The organism is Streptomyces sp. RPA4-2 (genome assembly GCF_012273515.2).
Lineage (GTDB): Bacteria > Actinomycetota > Actinomycetes > Streptomycetales > Streptomycetaceae > Streptomyces > Streptomyces kaempferi.
This window is the reverse complement of the sequence record NZ_CP050975.2, coordinates 1,177,328-1,199,691: the sequence shown is the minus strand read 5'-3', so window position 1 is coordinate 1,199,691 and position 22,364 is coordinate 1,177,328. Positions and strand designations below refer to the sequence as shown.

Sequence of the window (22,364 nt, the reverse complement as noted above, 5' to 3'; positions counted from 1 at the left end):
AACCGTCCGGCGCACGCCGGATCACACCACCTCCCCCGTACGCCGACCGCTCCCCGCGGCAGGGAAGGATGGGCCCACCATCCACCCCGCGGCCTGGGGCATGGCTCTCCCGCCGGGCCGGCTCTGCGAGGATCCATCCTTGATTCACCACCGGACGGCACCCCTGATCCTGGCGCTCTCGGGACTGCTGCTCTCGGCATGTGCCGCAGGCTCACCCGCGCGAGCGAAAACCGGCCGGCAGGTGGTTCTCGACCGGCTGGCCGCGGCCGACGACGCTCCCTACTCGGCCGCGATCAGAGCCGTCACGCAATCCGGAACCAGACGACTGCAGCTCATGACCGGAAGGATCAACCTCAACGCGCCCTTGACGGGGCGTACGACGGACAAGACCGAGCAGTACACCGAAGACGTCGTGATCACCCGGCAGAAGGTGTACCGGCGTGCGAGCGGCTCCGACGGCGAGTGGCAGGAGTTCCCCGCGTCGACGGCCGAGGGCGGCATTCCCACGGACCGGCTTCCGCGGTACGTGCACCTCATACTCGGTCACAGCGGCGCCGTGCACCGGGGGAGCGAACCCGTCCGTGTGTCGGCCCGCCTCACCCCGAAAGACCTCGAAGCGGTCGACAGGACCATCGGGCGCAATCTGCGCCCCGCCACCACGATCGACGCCGCCGTGTGGATCGACAAGGAGGGCCGAGTCGTACGCGTGCGACAGGACATCCACTTCGCTTCCGATCCCGACATTCACAACACGCTCACGCTCAGCGATTTCAGGAGCGCCGTACCGGTGGGCGCGCCGGTCGCGAAGTGAGCATCGGCCAGGGCGCGGTGGGGCTTTGGCCGGAACGTGCCCGACGTCTGATCAATGCCGGACGGTCACAGCCCCTCCGGCCCACCATCGACGCCCGCTGAGACCGTGACGGGGGCTCACTGCCGCTGGGCGGCCATGTCGAGGACGAAGCGGTAGCGGACATCGTTGCGGGCCAGGCGGCCCAGTGCCTCGTTGATCTGGTCGGGGCGCATGAGTTCGATCTCGGCGGTGATGCCGTGTTCGGCGCAGAAGTCGAGCATCTCCCGGGTCTCGACGGTGCCGCCGCTGCCGGCGCCGGCAAGGGTCTTCGCGCCGTGGATCAGGCTGAGCGGGTTCACCTCGATGGCGCCCTCGGGGATGCCGACCACGCAGAGCGTTCCGTCCATGCCGAGCGCGCTCATGTACGGCTCGACGGAGTGCGGCGCGCCGACGGTGTCGAGGATGAAGTCGAAACGGCCGGTCTGGGCGGCCATCTGCTTCTCGTCGGTGGACAGGACCACGTCGTCGGCGCCCAGTGCCCGTGCCTCGTCCGCCTTGTCCTCGCTCCGGGTGAACTGCACGACCTCGGCGCCGAGTGCGTGGGCGAGTTTGAGGGCGATGTGGCCGAGTCCTCCCATGCCGACGATGCCGACCGACTTGCCCGGGCCGACGCCCCAGCGCTTCATGGGCGAGTAGGTGGTGATCCCGGCGCACATGAGGGGTGCGGCACCGGCCGGGTCCAGGCCCTCGGGCAGGTGGTAGGTGAACTTCGCGGGCAGGACGTACTCCGAGGAGTAGCCGCCGCGGGTCACCAGACCGTCCTTCGGGTCGGTGTTCCCGTAGGTCAGGGTCGGGAAGCGCCGGCACCAGTTCTCACGGCCCGCGAGGCAGGGCGGGCAGGTACCGCAGGAGTCGATGATGTTGCCCACGGCCACCTTGTCGCCGATTTCGAACCGGGTCACCGCGATGCCGACAGCGGTGATCTCGCCGGTCATCTCGTGGCCCGGCACGAGGGGGAACACGTCGCCGTGGCGGACGGCGGAGATGTCGCTGGCGCAGACTCCGCAGTACTCGACGCGTACGGCGACATCGTCGGCGAGCAGGTCCCGGCGAGTGAAGTGCCAAGGCTCCAGCGGGCCGCCTCGGTGGTGCGCGGCCCAGCCGCTGACGTTCCTCATGAGGGTTCCTTCAGCGTTCGAAGACACAGTCTGACAAAAACAAACTGGTTTGTTTCTATGTGGGAAGCTACCCCGCCACCCGCCACTGTGGCAACGTCAAACGAACTGGTTTGTTTTCTCGTCGGTGCCGGGACCCACCGCACCCCCCCGAAGACCGGGCCGGGGCTGCCGCGGCCGACCCGGGTTCCGTCAGTCGCGCAGCGACGACAGCGCGGCGGCCACTCGTTCGGACGCCTCCGGCGGCGTCGACGCGTGCGGGGAGAGTCGGAGCGAGTCGGAGCGCACCGTCGGAGTGACACCCTCGGCGTGCAACGACTTCGCGACGACGGAGGGGTCGCGGTCCGGCATCGTGAAGGAGAGGATGCCCGCGCGCCGCGCCGGGTCGGTGGGGGAGAGGACGCGGCCGCCACGCTCCTTGACGACCTCGGTGAGTTCGTCGATCCGCGCGGCGATCGCGGCCTCGATCGCCGCGACGGTGTACCGCTCGACGAGGTCCAGCGCGGCCGCGAGCGCGGCGGCCGTCACCGGGCTGAGATTGGTGATCGACCACCGTTGCGCGTCCGGGGCGGGCGGGTGCTCCGTCCCGTCGAAGAGGCCGACGTCCTCGACGCCCGTCCAGCCGGTGAGGACCGGCTCCAGGGATTCCAGCGCGCGATCCGACAGTGCGGCGAAGCCGGTGGCCCATCCCGCGCGCAGCCATTTCTGACCGCCCGCGACCACCACGTCGGCCGCGTCCCAGGGCATCCCGGCCACGCCGAACGCCTGGATGGCGTCCACGATCAGCAGCCGGTCCGGTCCGATCGCCTCGCGCAGCGCCGCCAGGTCGGCACGGAAGCCGGTGCGGAAGTCCACGGCGCTGACGGACACGGCGACGACGTCGTCGGTCAGCGCGGCACGGACGAGGTCGGGGGTGACCCCGCCACCGGGCGCCGGCGTGAGCCAGCGCGGCGTGGCCCGGCCCAGGTCCGCGGTGCGGCGCCACGGATAGTGGTTGGCGGGGAAGTCGGTGCGCGGCGCGAGGACCACGCCCTCCGGGATGCCGAGAGCGGCGTGGAACATGCCGGTGGACGCGTTCGGCAGCAGCACCGTGTGGCCGCTGTCGGTGCCGGCGAGGCGGGCGGCCGTGTCCCGCGCGGTCCCCTCCGCCCGCATGAGACCGTCCACGGTGGTGTGGTCGGCGCGGGCGGATTCCTCCATGGCTCGCGCCGTGGCGGCCACGGCGTCCCGCGACGGCGGACCGAACCGTGCGAAGTCGAGGTACCCGGCGGGCGTGTCGAAATGGGGTGCGTACGACGTGAGCACGGGGCTCGTCCTTCCAGGAGGCTGCGGTACGGGCGGTACGGGTGCGCCCGGTGGGGAGTGCCGTGTGGCGCGCCGGGTGGCGGCGCCGTCTGTCGGACGGGCCGGTGTCCCGCCGTTCACCGTCGCGAGCGCATCCGTCCCTACCTGCCCGAACGGTACGTGTTTCGTGCCGCGCGGACCCGCCCGGGGTGCCGGTCGCCGTCCGCGACGCGCGCCACCGCGTCTGCGCTCGGGCTCGCGGCCGGGTTCGAGCGGACCGGTGTCCTGAGCAGCGCGGCGGCCCTCATCCGATCCGCCTGCGGCGCGACAGGGGGACCGCTCCGCGCCGCGGGCCGAGACGTGACGGGCGGGCACCTCCTCAGGGGTGCCCGCCCGTCCTGTCCGCCGATGGCTGTGCGGCCGGGGGTCAGTGCCCGGCGGATTCCTCGGGGCGCGCGTGACGCGGCAGGAGGAACGCGAGCAGGAAGGTCAGGGCGAGCATGCCGTCGACGATCCAGAGCACCGTCTTCATGACGGAGCCGAAACCGCTCCGGAAGGCCGACGACGCGGTCTCCTGCAGTACGACGGGTATCCGGGCGCCGGCCTGGGGCGAGGTCAGGGCGGAACGGGTGTCCTTCTCCAGGCGTGCGCAGGACGCCGGGGTCGCGGCGGGGTCCTTTGCGACGGCGCGGTCCGAGGCGCACGTGCGCAGGTCCGCCACGACGCGCTCCTGAGCCGCGGGAGCGACGTGCGCGGCGGCCAACTGACCTCGCAGCCCGTCCGAACGATGGTCGACGGCGGTGGCGATCCCGCCGCCCAGCAGGCCGAAGAAGACGGTGCCGAGGATGGCCACGCCGAAGGCGCCGCCGAGCTGCTGCACCGCGGTCATGGTGCCGGACGCCGAACCCGTCTCGTGCTGCTCGACGCTGGCGAGCACGATGTCGAAGAACGGCGCCATGAGCAGGCCCATCCCGATGCCGGTGACGAGCAGCGAAGGCAGAAGCTGCCAGGGGCCGACGCCTGATCCCACCTGGTCGAGGGTCAGCCACACGCCGAACACACCGAGCGCCATGACCAGCGCGCCCGCCTGAAGGACGGTCCGCCCGAACCGGGCGACACCCTGGGCGAGCCCGAAGCCGACGATCATGCCGCCCGACCAGGGCACCATCACCAGTCCCGCCTTGAGCGGCGAGTAGCCGAGGCCGATCTGCGTGTAGAGGTTGAAGACCAGCATGAACCCCTGCATGGTCGAGAAGAAGACCAGTCCGAGGACCATGCCGCCGCTGAACCCGCGCTTGCGGAAGAGACTGGGCACGACCAACGGGTCCTGGCCGGCCTTGCTGCGGCGCGACTCGTACGTGCCGAAGGCGACGAAGACGACCACCGAGCCGGCCATCATCACGAACGCCCAGACGGGCCAGTCGTACTCGCGGCCCTGGACCAGCGGGAAGATGATGAGCAGCGCGGCCAGCGAGACCAGGAGCATGCCGGGGACGTCGAGGCGCGGCTTGCTGCCGGACAGGCCCCTCGGCAGGTAGCGCATGGCGCCGAGGACGGCCGCGCCACCCAGCGGCAGATTGATCAGGAAGATCATCCGCCAGCCGGTGCCGAAGTAGTCGGCGTCCACGAGCCAGCCCGCCAGGATCGGCCCGCACACCGCGGACAGCCCCATGACCGGGCCGAAGAGGCCGAAGGCCTTCTGCGACTCCTTCGGCGGGAACATCTCCTTGATCATGCCGAGGCCCTGCGGCAGCATCACCGCGCCGAACAGCCCCTGCACGACACGTGCGGCTATCAGCATCTCGGGCGACACCGACACCGCGCAGAGCAGGGAGCCCAGGGTGAAGCCGGCCGCCCCCACCAGGAACATCCGGCGGCGCCCGTGGATGTCCCCGAGCCGCCCTCCGGTGACGAGCCCGACAGCCATCGAGAGGGTGTACGCGGCGGCGAGCCACTGCAGGGTGGAGGCGCCGCCGCCGAGGTCGGCCCGCATGGAGGGGCCGGCGATGTTCGTGACGACGGCGTCGAGGAGGTCCATCACCTCGGCCGCGAGGATCACGAAGAGGGCGGCCCAGCGCCACCGGTAGGGCTCTGGCGAGTCGATGGGCGTCTCGGTGGACGCGACACCGGTGGTGGACATCGGAACTCCTCACGAAAAGGTCGCGCCACGGTGACTCGCGGGCGCGGTGGCGCGGATGGATGGGGCTGCCCGACTCGCCGGTGGAGCCCGGAGAGACGGACGACCGGACGCGGAGAACGGCGTTCACCTTAACAGAACAGCGCTCACCGAGAGAACGGCGTTCATTAAGATATAGCGCAACTTCGCGTCGAGGACAAGATATATCGCGTCTGACCGAGGTGAACGCCGCTCACCGCAGGAGAACGCCGCTCTCCTATGCCTAGACTGACGTCATGACCGACGCGGCCCCCGGCACCCCCGCACCCCCTCCGCCGTCTCCCTGGGAGCGCGAGCGCCCCGCCCGTTCCCGCGTCGCCCCCGCACGCACACCGCTGTCGCGCGAACGCATCGTGGAGGCCGCCTTCACCGTGCTGGACCGCCAGGGACTCGACCGTCTGTCGATGCGCCAGGTGGCGGCCGAACTGGGTGTCACGGTCTCCGCGCTCTACGCCCACGTCAGTTCCAAGGACGACCTCCTGGAGCTCATGTACACCCGCCTCTTCGACGGTTTCGAGCCGCCCGCGGTCGACCCGGAGCGGTGGCAGGAGGAGGTGCGGGACTACGCCCGCTCCGGACGGCGGCGCCTGCTGTCCCACCGGGACATGGCCAGGATCTCCATGGCCCACGTGCCCTTCACCGCCGAACTGCTGCCGCACGTAGAGGCGTTGCTCGCCGTCTTCCGCACCGCCGGACTGCCCGACCGCATCGCGGCGGAGGCCGGTGACCTCATCTCCACCTATATCGACGGGTTCACCCTGGAGGAGGGCATGTGGCGGGACCGGGCCGCTCAGCAGAGCGGAGCGAGCTCGTCGCCGGCCCGCCCCGACTGGCGTGAGATGGCCGGCGAGATGCAGGACTACTTCGCCTCCCTGCCCGCGGCGGACTTCCCCCATCTGCGGGCCCTGGCCGGGGTGATGGTGACGGACTCCTCCGACGAGCGCTTCGACATCGGTCTGGAGATCATCCTGCGTGGCCTGGCGAGCTACCTGCCGGACCCGGCGCCCCGTGCGGGCGCGGACGCCTCCCGGACCTCGGACGCCGGCTGACCCACCGCACATCCGGCAACCCTGTGGCGAGGAGCTCGAGGCGGGCGGCCGGTGGTGAGCGCCGACGGGCGTCGTGGAGTCCGGCCGTCTCCCCGGAGCGTACGAGGGGGAGTTGGCCTTCGGCCGTCCTCGCGGACCGGCACTCCAGTGACCTGGGGTCAGCGGGTGACAGGTCGGGCCCGGAGGGGCCGTGACGTCGCCGGCGCGGTCCGCGCCGGCGACGTCGGGGGGACTCCCGTGCGGCTCCGGAAGAGGGCATGATGGGTCATCGGTACCGGTCAGGCGAGGCTATGCTGTCGTCAAAAGTGAATCATTTACCGTTCAAATACGTCGAGCGAATGTCGCTCCGTCCTACCCGTCACCCGCTGTCCGGTCACACCCGCGCAGAGGTGCGTCCCGGTGGCACCGCGGCAGCAGCATGTCGTCAACCCTGGAAGGAAGTGCCGTGGCGCCGGTGCTTGTTGGACACGAAGGCTTGTTGGCCGGAGAACGGATACCGGTCATCGGCACCCGGGTCACCTTCGGACGCAACCCCGATAACACCGTCGTCATCTCCAGCCTGAGCGTCTCGCGCTTCCACGCGGAAATCGTCCTCGACGAGACTCAGGGCTACGTGCTGCGGGACTGCGGCAGCAGCAACGGAACGCTGGTGAACGGCGAGGAGATCGAGTCCCAACTGCTCAAAGCCGGGGACGACATCACCATCGGCGACCAGGAGTTCCGGTTCGAGGTCGCGGACGCCATGGAGACGATCATGGCGCTCTCGCTGCCGAGGTCCCTGACGCACGGCGGCGAGGAGCTCGCGCACGGGCCGGTGCTGCGGGTCACCGTCGCGGGCGGCGGCCCCGTCGGCCTGTCGCTCGCCCTGCTGCTGGAACACTTCCTCGGCGCCCAGGCGCAGATCACCGTGTACGACGGCCGGTGGCGCAAGCAGGGTCGCAAGATCGTCTGGAAGGACGCGAGCCAGGGCAACATACGGCGCCAGCAGGTGGTGACCGTGCAGAGCCGCCAGTACCTCGGCCTTCCCCAAGAGGTGCGCGACCGGCTCTTCGACGCGGACAACTACACCGAGATGTGGCCCTCGGGACCCGACTCGGTCGGCGATCACCACCCGCGCAACATGCGCATCGCGTACATCGAGGACCGCCTGCTGGAGGTGGCGAACGAGAAGAAGGGCCGGATCCAGCTCGTTCCCGCCCGGTTCAGCATCGAGGACCAGCAGGACGCCCTGGCCACACAGCACGTCCTCGCGATCTGCGACGGCGGGCGGTCGCGCACCCGTGAGCACTTCGCCGCCAAGTTCGGCAAGGCGGACGAGTCCATCTACTCGCTGGACGGCCGTCATCTGCAGGACGTGGTCCTCGGCCTGCGCGTGAAGTCGGGCCTGACCGACCCCATGGCGGTGCTGCTCACCGTCGCGCAGAACCGGTTCCTGCTCAACTCCCTGCGCGGCGAGGGCTTCCTCAACATGCGCCTGACGGACGCGGAGACCGCCGAAGTGGTCGGCATCGACCCCGTGCGCCGTGTCTTCGAGGAGTGCATCGCCTCCCGCCCGTGCCTGATGGGACGCGACGAGCACGGCGACTTCCAGTGCTCCACGCACAGCACCCTGTTCCTGCCGGCCCTGATCAGGGGCTCGGCGCTGTGGAAGCGGGTGCACGAGGGACTGCGCCTGTTCGGCGTCGAGGCGGACGACCTGAGCGCGGTCACCTCCTTCCGTCTGGACATGGTGCAACGGCCGCGATTCACCGCCGAGTTGCTGCCGCCCACGGCCAACTCCACCGGCACGTACGGCTTCCTGCTGGGCGACGCCGCCAACGCCATCCACTTCTGGCCGGGTCGGGGGCTCAACAGCGGCCTGGCGTCCGCGATCTCCCTCGCACGCTCTCTCAACGGGGCCTGGAACGGGAAGCCCTTCCGGGACGCGGACTTCCTGCGCCACGAGGCCGCCATGTCGATGCTCCAGTACCGCCACAAGAGCCGCGCCTGGAAGGCGATGGTGACCACCGACGACCAGGGAGCCACCTGGGCGATCAAGGACATCATCGCGCACGGCATCGACGGGATCGCCGACGAGCCGGACCGCGAGGCGGACACCGCGACGCTGCTGGAGCGGATGCGCGGGATCCGCTCCCGGCTGGCGGCCCGTATGTCCGGTCTGCCGGACGACGAGGCGATCCTGGAGCGGCTGGGGACCTTGGAGAGCAGCACGCTGCGCATGCTGGTGCTCAGCGGGGCCTGGGACACGCTCACGATGGGCGGCGAGGAGGTCGACATCGACATCTTCTACGGCCAGGACTCCGCGGCGGCCGCCGCCGCCGTCGAGGCGCTGGAACCGGTCGCCCAGCTCTGAGGATCCGCGGGGCCGTCAGGACCGCCGGTACGCGTGGCCTTCCGGGCGACCGGCGGGCCGCGCCCCGGCCTCGTCCTGCCTCCCGGAGTCTCCTGGGCGGCCTCGGACCGGACGCCCTCAGCGGGGGGTTCGCGCCTGATCCGCATCCGGAGGGCAGGACGGCACGGCAGCCGGCGAAGCCCTGATAGGCCGGATGCCCGGGTCCGGATGCGGCTGTCGTCCGCACCGCCACAGAATCCTGATCATGTGGAGATCCTCTGGGACCCGGCACTCCCACCGGACCGCGCGCCGTGGCGGAGCGCGGCATCTCGGCGGTGCACGGCAGGCCATGGCCGCGACCGTCGCCTGCGGTGCCCTCCTGAGCGCGGTGACGGCATGCGGTGCCCTGAGCGCGGAGACGAACCCGGCCGGGGCGCCGGGAACCGACGGCCCGGCGGCGTCCGCCCGGCCCCGCCCGGCACCCGCCCCGCGCCCGGCGTCCGTCTCCCGGGTCCCCGGCATCGGAGACATGATGTGGGACCAGGTCCCGGCCGCCACCGGCCAGGTGGTGGCCGTCTACGGCGATCACGAGGACTCGCCCGACGCCCTCGTCGTGCTCTACGAGTGGCGCGGCACGACCTGGGAACGGACCGCCGGCTGGCGCGCGCACAACGGCAGGCTGGGCTGGACGACCGACCACCACATGGACGACGAACACACCCCGGTCGGCGTCTTCACCCTCTCCGACGCGGGCGGGACGCTCGACGACCCGGGGAGCCTGCTGCGCTACCGGCAGGACACCCACGCCTTCGCACCCCCGGAGGACGCGGACGCGTCCCACCGTCACGACTTCGACTACGTCATCGCCATCGACTACAACCGGCTCAGGGGCACCCCGCCGTACGACTGGAACCGGCCCCTGGGCGAGGAGAAGGGCGGCGGCATCTGGCTGCACCTGGACCACGGTGACGGCACGTCGGGCTGCGTCACCGTCCCCGAGTCCGCGATGAGAACCCTGCTGCGCACCCTCGACCCCCTGCGTCATCCCGTCGTGGTGATGGGCGACCGGGAGTACTTGCGGCGCTGAGCACGTGCGTGCCCCGGCCGGGCGGGCCAGAAGGTCACCGTGGCGGTCGTCGAACGTGACGGCAACACCGTCGTCACCCTCCGCGGCGACGGCGCGGGCCCGCAGTCGTACGAGTCCGCGCAGCGCAAGGCGTACACGGCCGTCTCCTGGAACGCGCCCACCTCCGAGCTCGCCGGTCGACCGGCCCGGACGCCGAACCCGAAGGACATCCCGGGCACGCTGTTCCTCGCGGGGGACGCGCCCGTTGCCGTCAAGGGCGCCCCGGTCGCCGGGATCGGCCTCGCGGGTGCTCCCACCGGTGACCTGGACGAGAGGTTCGCCGCCGCGGGCGTGGCGGCGCTGAGCCGCTGACCGGACGGAACAGCAGGGTGTGACGAGGCGCGGTCGGGCAGCGGGGAGCCGCGCCCTTGGCCCGCTCCGGCCCCGGCGGCCGCGGTGCGAGGATGGAACGGTTCACCTTGGCGTCAGCGGATGTGGGGTAGGGACCGTGCTGGACGATCAGTCGGCGGAGGCCGCGGCAGGACAGGAGGGTGATGTCCTCGGCACCTCGGCACCGCCCGTGGAACCCGCCGGGAGGGAATCCGCCGGGAGGGGACGGGCCGCGAGGTGGCGCCGGCTGTTGGGCGGACTCGTCGTCCTCGCCGTGCTGGTGTTCTTGTTCTTCCTGCCGTGGTGGGTGCTGCTGGCCTCGGGCACGGGGTGGCCGTTCCCGGTCGCGCTGGGCGGCGGCGTCCTGTTCGGGGCCGCGCTGGTCGCGTTCCCGGTGATGATGGCCCTGGGCCACGGCCGACGGCAGTCGGACGCGGCGGCTCGTACGGGCGACACGATCCTCGGTGTGATCTGGGTGCTCTTCGCGTGGTCGGCCCTCGGAGGTGTGCTGCGGCTCGGCCTGGTCGCGGCCGGGGCAGGCGGGCAGACCGCCGCCAGAGGCGTCGCGGTCGCCGTCGCGGTCATCGCGGCGCTGTTGCTGGCCTGGGGCTACACCGAGGCCATGCGGCTGCCCCGGGTCCGGCAGGTCGACGTCACCCTCCCGCGGCTGGGCGCCGGACTGGACGGGACCCGTGTGGTCGTGCTGGCCGACACCCACTACGGGCCCATCGACCGGGCCCGCTGGTCGGCGCGGGTCGTGGACGCGGTCAACGCCCTCGAACCCGACATCGTCTGCCACGCGGGCGACATCGCCGACGGCACGATCGCCAAGCGCCGGGAGCAGGCCGCACCCCTGGGGAGGGTCCGCTCGCGCCTGGCCAGGGTCTATGTGACGGGCAACCACGAGTACCTCGGGGAGGCCCAGGGCTGGCTCGACGAGATGGCCCGGCTCGGCTGGGACTCGCTGCACAACCGTCATGTCGTCGTCGAACGCGGCGGCGACCGGCTCGTCCTCGCGGGTGTGGACGACCGTACGGCCGCCTCCTCCGGCCTGGCCGGGCACCGCGCCGACCTCCCCCTCGCCCTCGCGGAGGTCACTCCCGATCTGCCGGTGCTCCTGGTCGCCCACCAGCCCAAGCAGGTGGCCCAGGCAGTGGCGGCCGGGGTCGACCTCCAGGTCTCGGGTCACACCCACGGCGGGCAGATCTGGCCGTTCCACTATCTGGTACGGCTGGACCAGCCCGTGGTGCAGGGCCTCAGCCGGCACGGTGAGCGGACCCAGCTCTACACCAGCCGTGGTGCGGGCTACTGGGGTCCGCCGTTCCGGATCTTCGCGCCGAGCGAGATCAGTCTGCTCGTTCTCCGGTCGCCCGTGTGACCCGCGGCGGCCCGCGGTGGGCCGCACGCGGGCCGGTCCGGGGCGGGCCCTTCACCCGGCGCGACGGCGCCGGGTGAAGGGCCCGGGGGACCGCTCGGGTTACTTCCCCCTGCCCGGCTTGGGGTGGTAGGCCTTCCTGCCGCAGTTGTTCACGTCGATCCGGACGACCTGGGGATCGTGGTCGCTCGCCTGGTCGGCGAACTCCGCGTTGATGTGGACGACGTCGTAGTCGTAGTGCGTGATGGAGGGGCTGGTCAGGATGTGGTCGAGAGTCTGGCTGTTGCCGTCGAAGACGTAGCTGTAACGCTCCTTCACCGGAAGGGTGTTGATGAGGTCGGTGAGGACGTCGCCGTTGTCGGTGAGGGTCTTGACCGCGTCGGAGAACTCGTAGTCGTTGAGGTCACCGAGGGCCACGATCCGCGCCTTGGGGTCGGCGGCGAGGACGGAGTCGACGAAGGCGTTCTCCTCCGCCGCCTGGAGCCCCCGCTGGGTCTCCGAGGAACGGGTCGGCTCCTGGAAGCGGCCGTGCATCGGATCGTCGCCACCCTTGGAGTTGAAGTGGTTCGCGATGACGAACACCGTGTCGCCCTGGAACCTGAACTCGCCGACGAGGGGCTTGCGGCTGTTGGCCCACGCGTCACTCGTGGGGTCGACGCGGCCCGGTGAGGCGGAGAGGTGGGCCTCGCGCTTGTGCTTGTCCCTCACCACGGAGACGGCGGTCGTGGAGGCGTCACCGGCGGACGCCCGGTCCACGAAGGAGACCCGCTTGGGGTTGAAGAGGAACACCTGGCGGATGTTGCCGCCGGGCTCGCCGCCGTCCTGGTCGTTGACCGGGTTGACGTAGCGCCAGGAGTACTTCGGGCCACCCGCCGCGGTGATCGCGGCGGTGAACCTGGTCAGCGTCGCCTCGGCGGAGACGGTGCCGTCGTCGGTGGCGCCGTTGTCGTCCTGGATCTCCTCCAGAGTGACGATGTCGGGGGAGGAGAGGTTGGTGACGACGCCCTTGGCGAGGCGGGCGAACTTGTCGGCGCCGTCCGTCGGGTCGAGGTTCTCCACGTTGTAGGTGGCGAGGGCGAGTTCCTTGCCCTTCTGCTTGCGCGTCACCTCCTGCTTGAGACCGTTGTCGACGGCCGTGCCGGTGGTGGCGGCGGAGGGGGCGAGCAGATAGCCGCCGAACGAGGCGTAGTCGACCGGGCCGGTGGTGGTGCCGGACAGCTCGTCGCCGACGTTGAGGGTCGGGGTGGAGCCGTCGGCCGCGACGATCTCGATGCGGCCGGTGTTCTGCTGGTCGTAGGCGCCGTAGAGGGTGCCGCCGCGCCTGGTGGGCCGCTCGTGGGGCTTGGCGGTCACGAACATCTCGCCGAACGAGTTGGTCGCGCCGGTCACCCGGGCGTCGTGGACCGAGGCGCGCATGCCCTCGATGGACTCGTAGAAGTCCTGGGAGTAGACGCTCGGCCGGAGGGGGAGGCCCTCGATGCTGCCGCCGTTCGCGGTGGGGGTGTACGCGCCCGGGACGGTCGAGTCGTTCAGGGCGACCGCGCCCGGGAGGTCGTTGCCGGTGGAGACGGTGGTGGAGACCGGGCTGCCCAGCTCGGTGACCGACTGGGTGCCGGTGCCCGGGTAGTACTCCGTGACCTTGCCGCTGACCAGGACCGAGTCGCCCACGGAGACGGTGGGCGCGGCGGAGCCGGTGTAGACGAACAGGCCCTCGCTGGTGGCGGGGTCGGTGTCCGGGGCCGGGTCCTGGATCCAGTAGCCCTTGCTGCCCGTGGTGCGGACGGCGGTGACGATGCCGGGGACGCCCGCCACGCTCTGGCCCTTGAGCGGCGAGAGGCGGGTGGTGCCCTGGATGTCGTGGATGCGGAACGCGCCCGGGGCGGTGGGTCCGCCGGGGCCGCCACCGTCGCCGCCGCCGTTCGCGGTCTCCCCCGCGCTGTTGGTGGCGGTGGGTGTACCGGCGGTGAAGTCGGCGGAGTTGTCGTCGGTGTCGGCGAGCGAGGCCGTGCGTGAGACGGAGGTGGTGTTGCTCGCCACCGGGGCGGCGGTGCCCTCGCGGACGACGGCGGTGCCGTAGCCGAGGAGGTCCACGATGTCGGGGTCGCCGGCACAGTCCGCGGCCGTCTTGCAGGTCAGTGCCGTGGTGGACTTGACCAGGGCGACCGTGCCGCTGGCGGCGGCCATCGCGATGTTGCCGGTGGCGTCGGCGGTCGGCAGCGCTGTGCTGCCGCCGCTGCCCGCGCCTTCGGCGACCAGGTAGCCGCCGCCGGGGGCGAGCGCGCCGGTGAGGGGAGTGACCTGCCAGAGGGAGCCGGCGGACGGCGAGGCCGGGAGGTACTGGACGCTGTACCCCTCGAGCGGGTACGCGGCCGTCGAGCGGTTGGCCAGCTCGACGAAGTCGTTCGTGAGCGTGGCGCCGGAGTTGCCGCCGCCGCCGTACGCCTCCGAGATCACGACACTCGTCGACGGCGTGGCAAAGGCGGCGGGCAGCGGCGCCATGACGACGGCCGCCGTGGCGGTCGCGGCCACGAACGCGGCGCCGGCTACGCGCACTGCGCTGGGTCTGTGCATCGGCACGGGGTGACTCCTTCAACGTCCGCCGGACGAACGGCGCATGAGGTGCGGTCAGACAGGCTGGAACCCTGCGATCGGCTGAGGTTACGCGCGTAGAAATGGGCGTATCAAGGGGTGTGTCGTTAAATCTGTGGGTCGAGTGGCTGACTTTCCGTCCCCTGTAGCACCCCGGTGGCCGTTCCGGCGGGCCGCCGGCCCAGGGACGCACGGCCACGGACGCACGGCCATGGGTGATGGCGGCGGGTGTGAGCCCAAGTGCCGCTCACGGACTGTGGTGTTGGGCGGCACTCGCCTCGGCAGGCCTTGCCCCGCCTCTGGCCCGGCGTCGCGGAGCGGTTGCCGTGCGGCGCCATTGAACGGACCGGCGTGGGGGCGCAGTTGTGCGCGGGGTGGCGCTGCTGTCCTGGAGAGGAGGCCGTTCCCTGTCCGTCATGGCCGTCATGGCCGAGTTGTGGTGGCGGGCGGCGCGAGCATGTCCGGGAAAAGCCCGACCGCGGATGTGAAGCGCGCGAGTGCGTGGCGGCGTTCGAACCGGGACGGTGCGGCGCCGTGAAGGGCGTGACGTCCGACGGGTGGAATCCGCCGGCGGTCGGATTCCTGTGCGGCCTTGGAGGGCCGCTGAAAAAAGGAGGTCAGAGCCGCCCGGGTGCCGCGAGAACGGCAATGGCCGCGTGCCTGCCGACCTCCGATTCCGATGGAGTCACCCGCCGAGCGGTTACTCCATTCGTGTCAGCGGTCGTCGAACACTTCGCGACGCGCGTACCGAAGAATCGGAAAGTCGGCTGGAATTATGAGCTGCCATGCGCGTGCTGTGAAGAGCGTGAGTATGACGTGCGGGTGTGTTTCTTTTTGCTGCATGGGTGAAGGGCGCGTGTAGGCCGGCTGGGCGTGCGCTGTTCGGCAGGCGGCGGCGTTCTGTACGTGGATGCGCCGTGAACGCGCTCTGATGTGAGGTGGCGGCCGGACCCTACCTTGATGGCGTCGGGGTCATGACATCCCCGACAAGCGCAAGGGCCCTATTCTCCAAGGGTTGTTGGGGGAAATGTGGCCCGTCGGGGGATCGGCCTTCCTGTGCGGTCGTCCGTCGTTGCGTACCGGTTTCGCCGGGACACGTGTTGCCGCTGTATTCCGCCGTGACTTTGGGAGGGTTCGAATGGACATGCGTTACGAGGCGTATTCCTACGCCGACCGGCTGTTCTATGACTCGCCCGTGCAGTGGGCCGTGCGGGAGGAATTCCCGGCCGCCACCGAGGCCGCGCCCCCCGGTTGGGTGCGCAGCACCCGGGAGGTGTGGGTGGGCTTCCAGCCCGTGACGCCCGAACTGCCCGAACAGGGCTGGAAGATTCATGTCGCGGCCCGCCTCGACAACGCCCCGCACGTCCTCGAAGTGGTCCGGCGGTACTGCTTCGACAACGGCGTCGCCTACAAGTTCCTGCGCAGCCCCGGACTCGTGCAGACGCAGAACGCCAAGTACGCGGCCCGCGCCTCCAGCGGGAAGTTCCTCACGCTCTACCCTCGCGACGACGCGGCGCTGGAACACTGTCTGAGCAACCTGGACGCCGCGCTCGACGGCGCGCCCGGACCGTACATCCTGAGCGATCTGCGCTGGCGCAAGGGACCTCTGTACTTACGCTACGGCGGTTTCGTCGAACAGTTCTGCCGCTCCGAGACCGGTGAGCTCGTTCTCGCCTTCCGTGAGCCGTCGGGGAAGCTGCGCCCGGACGTCCGCGCCGCCGTCTTCGAGGTCCCGCCCTGGGCCCCGGTTCCGGCGGTACTCGCCGACACGCTCGCCGCCGCGTCCCGGACGAGCGTCGACGACTTTCCCTACACGGTCCAAAGCGCCCTGCACTTCTCCAACGGCGGCGGGATCTACCTGGCCCGCCGGACGGCGGACGGTCAGCAGGTGGTGCTGAAGGAGGCCAGACCGCATGCCGGCCTCGACCAGCGGGGCGACGACGCGGTCACCCGACTGGACCTCGAGCACGAGACGCTCGGCCGGCTGGCCGGACTGGACGCCGTGCCGGCGGTGCTGGGCCGATTCACCGCCTGGGAACACCACTTCCTGGTGCAGGAGTACATCGAGGGCGAGCCGTTGCACCGCTGGTTCGGCCGTAACTACCCCTTGGTCCACCCCGAGGTGACCGACGAGGACACGGCCGAGTACCGGGTGAAGGCGCTGCGCATCCTCGACAGCATCGAAGAGGGCCTGCGCTCGATCCACGCCCGAGGCATCGTCTTCGGCGATCTGCACCCCCGGAACCTGATCGTGCGGCCGGACGGCCGGGTGGCGTTCGTGGACTTCGAACTCTCCTCGCCCGCCGACGCGTTCGTCCGCCCCGCACTGGGTGCGGCGGGTTTCGCCGCGCCGCCGGAGCTGACCGGGTTCGCCGTCGACGACCACGCGCTGGCCGCCCTGCGACTGTGGATCTTCATGCCGCTGCTGCCCCTGACGGTACTGAGCCCGCACAAGGCGGAAACGCTCCGGGCCGCCGCGCGGGAGAGGTTCGCGCTGCCCTCCGCGGAGCCGCCGGGGCGCGACCGCCGGCCCGCGACCCGCCCGCGCGAGGTTCCGGCGGAGCAGTTCGACGAGCTGTTCAGCGGTGAGCCGGCCGCGTGGCCCCGGCTGCGCGACGAACTGGCGGCGGCGACAGCGGCCAGCGCCACCCCGCACCGAACCGACAGACTGTTCCCCGGCGATCCGAGCCAGTTCACCCACGACGGCCTGGGACTGGCGTACGGCGCGGCGGGTGTGCTGTGGGCCTGCCACGCGACCGGTGCCCGGGTGGATCCCGCCCATGTGGGCTGGCTGCTCAAGGCGGTCGACCGCCGGCCGCTGCGGCCCGGTCTGCTGGTCGGCGGCCACGGCGTGGCCTACGTCCTCGACCTGCTCGGACACCGGCAACAGGCCATGGACCTGCTGGACCGTCTGATGAAGGACGATTCCGAGGGATACGGCCCGGATCTGCTGGGCGGTCTGGCCGGCATCGGGCTGTGCCTGCTCAACTTCGCCCGGACGACCGGGGACCGGACGCTCTACGACGCCGCGGTCGAGGCCGCCGAGCGGGCCGTCGCCGGACTGCACCTCGACCGGGCAGCGCCCCCGGACGGATCGAGGGCCGGCCTCGTGCACGGTGCCAGCGGAACCGCGCTGCTGTTGCTGCACCTGCACCAGGTCGCGGCCGACAGCAACCTGCTCGATCTCGCGGGCCGCGCCCTGGAGCACGACCTCGCGCGATGCGTGGTGGCCGAGGACGGCACCCTCCAGGTCGACGACGGCATCCGCGTCCTGCCCTATCTGGAGTCCGGCAGCGCGGGCATCGCCGCGGTGCTGCAGGCCCACCTGAACCACCGGCCCGACGCCGGGCTCGCGGAACAGCTGGAACGCATCGGCCGCGCCGCCGTACCGGAGTTCATCGTCCAGCCAGGGCTGTTCAACGGCCGTGCCGGACTGATCGGACTTCAGGCGCTGCTGGATCCCGACGCGACGGAGCGCGCCGGCGTGATCCGGCGGCACGTACGCCGACTGCTGTGGCACGTCGTTCCGTACGAGGGCCATCCGGCCTTTCCCGGGGAGCAGTTGCTGCGTCTGTCCATGGACCTGGCCACGGGGAACGCGGGTGTCATGACCGCCCTCGGTTCGGTGTACGCGGGCACCCCGACGCTGCCCTTCCTGACCGTTCCCACCGAGCCGGCCGAACCCGTCGCTCCCAAGGCCGACGCCGCCCGGCAGCGCCCACCGTCCGGTGCACTCCCGACACCGACCGGCTGACATCGACCGGCTGGTACCGGACGACCGGCTCCGACCGGCTGGTACCGGACGACCGGCTCCGGCCGACTGGCACCGGACCACTGACGTCGACCGACTGGCACCGGACGACCGACACGGCACCGACCGTCCGACAGTGCGCCGGCGCATCCCGCCCGCGGCCCGGGAAACAGGCCGCCCACAGAGTTCCGGCAGACCGCCGGAAGCACCCACCACCACCACCCGGAAGGGGACCATCATGTCCATCCTCAGCCTGCAGGCCCTGGAGACCCCCGAGGAAATCCTCGAGTACCGCTCCGTTCTCAGCTCCCTGAGCGCCGTCAACTGCACCAACAGCACCGTGAGCACGCTGCTCTGCCTCTGATCCACCCGCCGGCCGCGCCACCTCGGCGCGGCCGGCACCCCCCGACGAACCGGTCCGGGCGGCTTCGGCCGCCCGGACCGGCCACTTTCCCCCGGAGGGCTTCATGCACAGCGACCGAACCGACGCCGCTCCGCCACAGCCCGCCCCGACCGGCTCGCCGGACCGGCCCTCCACACGACGGGCTCCCCCCACCGCCGACGACACCCGGCCGGACGACGGTGACCGGCCCGAAGTGACCCGGCCGCCACGCCTGTTGCTGCCGGCCGCGGGCGGACGCTGGGCGCTGGTCCTGGCCCTGGCCGTGGCCGCGAGCACCACCGCGACCCTGCTGCTGCCCGCCCTGCTGGCCCGCGCCGTCAACCAGGCGCTGGGCGGAGCCGGAACGGCCACCGGCCACCGACTCATCGCCCTTCTGTCCCTGTTGACCGTCGCCGAGGCCACCGCCCAGTACGCCGCCCCGCGCTCCGGCGCCGACGCGGCGGCCCGTATCCGCACCATGGCGATCCGCCGCACACTGGCCGCCGGCCCCGCCGCCGTCGCCCGCATGCCGGTCGGTGACCTCGTCGCCCGTCTGACCGCCAGCGCCCCGCAGGCCGCACTGGCCGCACCCGCCCTGGTCTATTCGGCCGCGCAACTGCTCATGGCCGTCGTCGCCGTCGTCGCCCTGACCCTGCTCTCCCCCCTGCTGTCCCTGGCGTTCCTGGCCACCGCGCCCACCGGCTACGCGGTCATCCGCCGCCAACTGCGCCGCACGACCCACGCGGGTGACGGATACCAGCGGACCCAGGCCCAACTGGCGTCCGGACTGCTCGACGCACTGAGCGGCAGCCGCAGCATCGCCGCCTCGGCCACCCTCACCCGGGAGATCGAACGCGTCCTGCGCCCCCTGCCGCACCTGTCGAGACTGGGACACGAACTGTGGGACACCCAGCGCCGCACCGCCTGGTGCACCGGCCTGCTCGCCCCGGCAACCCAGCTCACGGTCCTCGCCGTGGCGGGGACCCAGGTCGCCGCGGGCCGGCTCGGCGTCGGTGATCTGCTGGCCGCCCTCGGCTACACCGGAATCGGCCTCAGCGGCCTCGGCACCGCACAGAGCCTCCTCGACGTCGCCCAGGCCCGGGCGGGCGCCGCCCGGCTCACCGACGTACTCACCCTGCCGGTCCGCGGTGGCATCTCCCGTCCACTGCCCGCCGGTCCGGGCCGTCTGGAACTGCGGGGCGTCGTCGTACGCCGTCAGGGAGACGTCGCCCTGGACGGCCTGGACCTGACGGTGCCCGACGGCTCCTGGACCGCCCTCGTGGGCGCCCCCGACTCGGTGACCTCGCTGGTGGCCGCGCTCGCCGTGGGCCTCACCGAACCCGACGAGGGCACCGTCACGCTCGACGGCGTCCCGCTGACGACGATCCACCCCGACGAACTGCCCACCGCGATCTCCTGCGCCTTCGCCGACCCGGTGCTGACCGGCGCCACGGTCCAGGACGCGCTCGGCCTCGGCCCGGCCCCCCCGCCGCCGTGGCGGCTGCGCGGGGCGGCACGGGCCGCGCAGGCCGACACCTTCATCCGCCGGCTGCCGGACGGCTACCGCACGCCGATGTCCTCCCTCGTCCTGTCCGGCGGAGAACGCCAGCGCCTCGGCCTGGCCAGAGCGTTCGCCCGCGACAGCCGGCTGATCGTGCTGGACGACGCGACCTGCGGCCTGGACGGCGCCACCGAAGCCGCGGCGCTGCGCGCCCTGCGCGAGGAGACGGCCGGGCGGACCGTCCTGTACATCACCCGGCGCGCCACCGTGGCCGCCGCGGCCGACCGGGTCGCCTGGCTCCACGAGGGCCGCGTCCGCGCCGTCGCCGCCCACGACGAACTCTGGCCACTCGCCGCGTACCGTGACGTGCTCGACGGCGGAACGCCCGGTCCCCGGCCGGCTCCTGTGAAGGCCTCCGCCGGTGACTGACGACACGACACCGGCGGTCCGTGCCGCGGACCCTCCCGCCCGCCGCCCGTCACCGGGGAGCACACCCGCACGCGCCCCCGTAACTCCCGTCACCCGCACGGCCCCTGCGGCCCATGAAGACGCTGCCCCGGCCGCCGACCCCGTCCCGCGGCGGCCCGCCCGTGCCGCCACCGAGGTGCTGCGCTCGGCCTTCACCGAAAGCCGGCCGGCGATTCTGCGGCTGCTCGCGTGGACCTTGCTGTCGGCCCTGCCGGCCCTGGTGTCCGGCAAGGCGATGGCCCTGGCCGTCGACCGCGGGTTCCTCGAGCACCGGCCGGGCCAGGCCATGTGCTGGCTCGCCGTGTTCGCGACGGCGGCGCTGATCGGCGCGTGGGCGACCCGCCAGACCTACCCCCAACTCGCGCACGTCGTCGAGCCGATGCGCGACCGGCTGGTACGCCGACTGGTGTCGGGCCTGCTGCACCGGGCTGTCGCGGCCCGCGGCCGCCCGGACGCGTCCGCCGCCACGGCCGTGGCCCAACTGACCCGCCAGGTCGAGGCGGTTCGCGACGCCACCGCCGGACAGCTGCTCATCGTCTCCCACTTCGCCCTCACGGCGGTGGCCGTGCTGGGCGGCACCGCGATGCTCGCCCCGGCGGCCACCCCGCTGATCGCCGTACCGCTGCTGCTCGCGCTGACGGGGTTCGCGGCGACCACTCCGGTCACGATGCGGCGCCAGCGAGAGGCGTTCGCCGCCGACGAGGACCTGGCGCGCCTGTGCGCCGACACCCTGACCGCGCTGCGTGACATCGTCACCTGCGGAGCCCGCCGGCCCACGGAACAGGATCTGCTCGCCGCCATCGCCGCCGGCGTCCGCGCGAACCGCGCGCTGGCGGTCACGGCAGCCGTCCGACGGCTCCTCGTCGCGCTGGGGGCACACCTGCCGCTCCTGCTCGTCGTCCTGGCGGCCCCGGCCCTGGTACGCCGAGGGCTGACCCCCGGCGAGGTCATGGGTGTACTGGCCTACCTCACCGGGACGCTGGAACCGGCCCTGCGGCTGCTCGTCCAGGGCGTGGGATCGTCCTGGCTGCGCCTCGCCGTCGCCGCCGAGCGCCTCGCCGCCGCCTCCCAGCCACCGCCCACCTCCGTCGACGCGTACGGTCCACGGACCGGTGTGGACGGCGTGGACGGCGCGGACATCATGGACGGGGAGCACGGCGTGGACGGCAACCGTGGGCACCGCCCCGTCGACGGGTCCGTCCGCCTCCGCGGCATCTCCTACTCCTACGGAGCCGCCGCGGATCCCGTCTTCGACGCCCTGGACCTCACCCTGCACGACGGGGAGCACCTTGCCGTGGTCGGCCCCTCGGGGGTCGGCAAGTCCACCCTCGCGGACGTACTCGCGGGCGACGTCCCGCCGGACCGGGGGAACGTCGTGCTCGGCGGCGCCGCGGCGGGCCCGCTCACCGCCCGGGAACTGGCGCGTGTCCGGGTCCTGTTGCCGCAGGACGCCTATGTGTTCGCGGGCGAGCTCCAGGAGAACCTGCGTTGGCTGTGTCCCCGCGCGCCGGAGCGGGACGTGATGTCCGCCGTACGCGCCCTCGGCGCGGGTCCTTTGGTGGAACGCCTCGGCGGACTGGAGGCCACGGTCGATCCGGCCGCGCTGTCCGCGGGCGAGCGTCAGATCATCGCCCTCGTCCGCGCCCATCTCTCGCCGGCCCGGCTGGTCATCCTCGACGAGGCCACCCGCCACCTGGACGCGCAGGCGGAGTTGCACGTGGAAGAAGCCTTTCGCACCCGTCCCGGCACGGTCGTCACCATCACTCACCGGCCCGGTCCCGCGCGTCGCGCCGACCGTGTCCTGTTCCTCGACGGAGACCGTGCCCTGGTGGGGACCCACAGCGAACTGCTGGCCACCGCCCCCGGATACCGGGCGCTGGTCGGCGGCCACGGAGGGGACCTCGACTCCACGGACTGACCCCACCGCCGACGACCGCCCGGCGGACGCGGCAGACATGGCAGACACGGCGGACGCGGCAGACACGGCGGACGCGGCAGACACGGCGGGTGCAGCAGACACAGCAGACGCGGCCGGC

13 protein-coding genes and 1 pseudogene are annotated in these 22,364 nt (G+C 72.0%); 10 read left to right on the top strand and 4 right to left on the bottom strand.

What is annotated here, in order from left to right; genetic code table 11:
- The first annotated feature begins 139 nt into the window (after positions 1–139).
- A complete protein-coding gene (locus HEP85_RS04865) occupies positions 140–811 on the top strand; it encodes a hypothetical protein (RefSeq protein WP_248001839.1) in 672 nt (223 codons plus the stop codon).
- 116 nt (positions 812–927) lie between these two features.
- On the opposite strand, the gene HEP85_RS04860 is transcribed toward HEP85_RS04865, so the two are convergent.
- From HEP85_RS04860 to HEP85_RS04850, 3 genes are all read right to left on the bottom strand, one after another.
- Positions 928–1,968 carry an NAD(P)-dependent alcohol dehydrogenase gene (locus HEP85_RS04860; protein ID WP_369657599.1) on the bottom strand — a complete coding sequence of 347 codons (1,041 nt, stop codon included), beginning with the start codon at positions 1,966–1,968 and terminating at the stop codon, positions 928–930.
- A 189-nt stretch (positions 1,969–2,157) separates the two neighbouring features.
- The gene (locus tag HEP85_RS04855) at positions 2,158–3,270 is read right to left on the bottom strand and encodes an aminotransferase class V-fold PLP-dependent enzyme (RefSeq protein ID WP_369657598.1); all 1,113 of its coding nucleotides are present in this window, start codon (positions 3,268–3,270) and stop codon (positions 2,158–2,160) included.
- 406 nt (positions 3,271–3,676) lie between these two features.
- Positions 3,677–5,389: an MFS transporter gene (locus tag HEP85_RS04850; protein WP_168526491.1), complete on the bottom strand. Its 1,713-nt coding sequence runs from the start codon at positions 5,387–5,389 to the stop codon at positions 3,677–3,679.
- Positions 5,390–5,661: 272 nt separating this feature from the next.
- On the opposite strand from HEP85_RS04850, the gene HEP85_RS04845 reads away from it, so the two are divergent.
- The 5 genes and pseudogenes from HEP85_RS04845 to HEP85_RS04825 all read left to right on the top strand — a co-directional run bounded on the left by HEP85_RS04845 (position 5,662) and on the right by HEP85_RS04825 (position 11,640).
- Complete coding sequence (locus tag HEP85_RS04845) at positions 5,662–6,474, top strand: TetR/AcrR family transcriptional regulator (RefSeq protein WP_168526489.1); 813 nt, start codon at positions 5,662–5,664, stop codon at positions 6,472–6,474.
- A 478-nt stretch (positions 6,475–6,952) separates the two neighbouring features.
- Complete coding sequence (locus HEP85_RS04840) at positions 6,953–8,827, top strand: FHA domain-containing protein (RefSeq protein WP_248001836.1); 1,875 nt, start codon at positions 6,953–6,955, stop codon at positions 8,825–8,827.
- A 244-nt stretch (positions 8,828–9,071) separates the two neighbouring features.
- Positions 9,072–9,893: a L,D-transpeptidase family protein gene (locus tag HEP85_RS04835; RefSeq protein WP_248001835.1), complete on the top strand. Its 822-nt coding sequence runs from the start codon at positions 9,072–9,074 to the stop codon at positions 9,891–9,893.
- A gap of 27 nt (positions 9,894–9,920) precedes the next feature.
- A pseudogene (locus HEP85_RS04830) lies at positions 9,921–10,244 on the top strand (heme-binding protein); the annotation flags it as partial.
- Positions 10,245–10,509: 265 nt separating this feature from the next.
- Positions 10,510–11,640, top strand: a complete 1,131-nt coding sequence (locus HEP85_RS04825; protein ID WP_248002449.1) for a metallophosphoesterase — start codon at positions 10,510–10,512, stop codon at positions 11,638–11,640.
- A 99-nt stretch (positions 11,641–11,739) separates the two neighbouring features.
- Here HEP85_RS04825 and HEP85_RS04820 read toward each other — a convergent pair whose 3' ends face one another.
- Positions 11,740–14,208, bottom strand: a complete 2,469-nt coding sequence (locus HEP85_RS04820; protein WP_168526483.1) for a lamin tail domain-containing protein — start codon at positions 14,206–14,208, stop codon at positions 11,740–11,742.
- A 1,156-nt stretch (positions 14,209–15,364) separates the two neighbouring features.
- Here HEP85_RS04820 and lanKC point away from each other — a divergent pair.
- The 4 genes from lanKC (at position 15,365) to HEP85_RS04800 (ending at position 22,246) form a co-directional block, all read left to right on the top strand.
- Positions 15,365–17,980: a class III lanthionine synthetase LanKC gene (gene lanKC / locus HEP85_RS04815; protein ID WP_369657597.1), complete on the top strand. Its 2,616-nt coding sequence runs from the start codon at positions 15,365–15,367 to the stop codon at positions 17,978–17,980.
- 235 nt (positions 17,981–18,215) lie between these two features.
- The gene (locus tag HEP85_RS04810) at positions 18,216–18,341 is read left to right on the top strand and encodes a SapB/AmfS family lanthipeptide (RefSeq protein WP_148014162.1); all 126 of its coding nucleotides are present in this window, start codon (positions 18,216–18,218) and stop codon (positions 18,339–18,341) included.
- A 103-nt stretch (positions 18,342–18,444) separates the two neighbouring features.
- Positions 18,445–20,289: an ABC transporter transmembrane domain-containing protein gene (locus tag HEP85_RS04805; RefSeq protein ID WP_369657596.1), complete on the top strand. Its 1,845-nt coding sequence runs from the start codon at positions 18,445–18,447 to the stop codon at positions 20,287–20,289.
- Entirely contained in the window at positions 20,282–22,246 is a 1,965-nt protein-coding gene (locus HEP85_RS04800) for an ATP-binding cassette domain-containing protein (protein WP_369657595.1), read from the top strand. Before HEP85_RS04805 ends, HEP85_RS04800 begins: the two co-directional genes overlap by 8 nt.
- The last annotated feature ends 118 nt before the right edge of the window (positions 22,247–22,364 follow it).

Excerpts from the sequence above, each read along its gene's own strand:
- HEP85_RS04860 (WP_369657599.1), bottom strand. The coding sequence starts at position 1,968 with ATGAGGAACGTCAGCGGCTGGGCCGCGCACCACCGAGGCGGCCCGCTG.
- HEP85_RS04810 (WP_148014162.1), top strand. The coding sequence starts at position 18,216 with ATGTCCATCCTCAGCCTGCAGGCCCTGGAGACCCCCGAGGAAATCCTC.
- lanKC (WP_369657597.1), top strand. The coding sequence starts at position 15,365 with ATGGACATGCGTTACGAGGCGTATTCCTACGCCGACCGGCTGTTCTAT.
- HEP85_RS04805 (WP_369657596.1), top strand. The coding sequence starts at position 18,445 with ATGCACAGCGACCGAACCGACGCCGCTCCGCCACAGCCCGCCCCGACC.
- HEP85_RS04835 (WP_248001835.1), top strand. The coding sequence starts at position 9,072 with ATGTGGAGATCCTCTGGGACCCGGCACTCCCACCGGACCGCGCGCCGT.
- HEP85_RS04850 (WP_168526491.1), bottom strand. The coding sequence starts at position 5,389 with ATGTCCACCACCGGTGTCGCGTCCACCGAGACGCCCATCGACTCGCCA.
- HEP85_RS04845 (WP_168526489.1), top strand. The coding sequence starts at position 5,662 with ATGACCGACGCGGCCCCCGGCACCCCCGCACCCCCTCCGCCGTCTCCC.
- HEP85_RS04820 (WP_168526483.1), bottom strand. The coding sequence starts at position 14,208 with ATGCACAGACCCAGCGCAGTGCGCGTAGCCGGCGCCGCGTTCGTGGCC.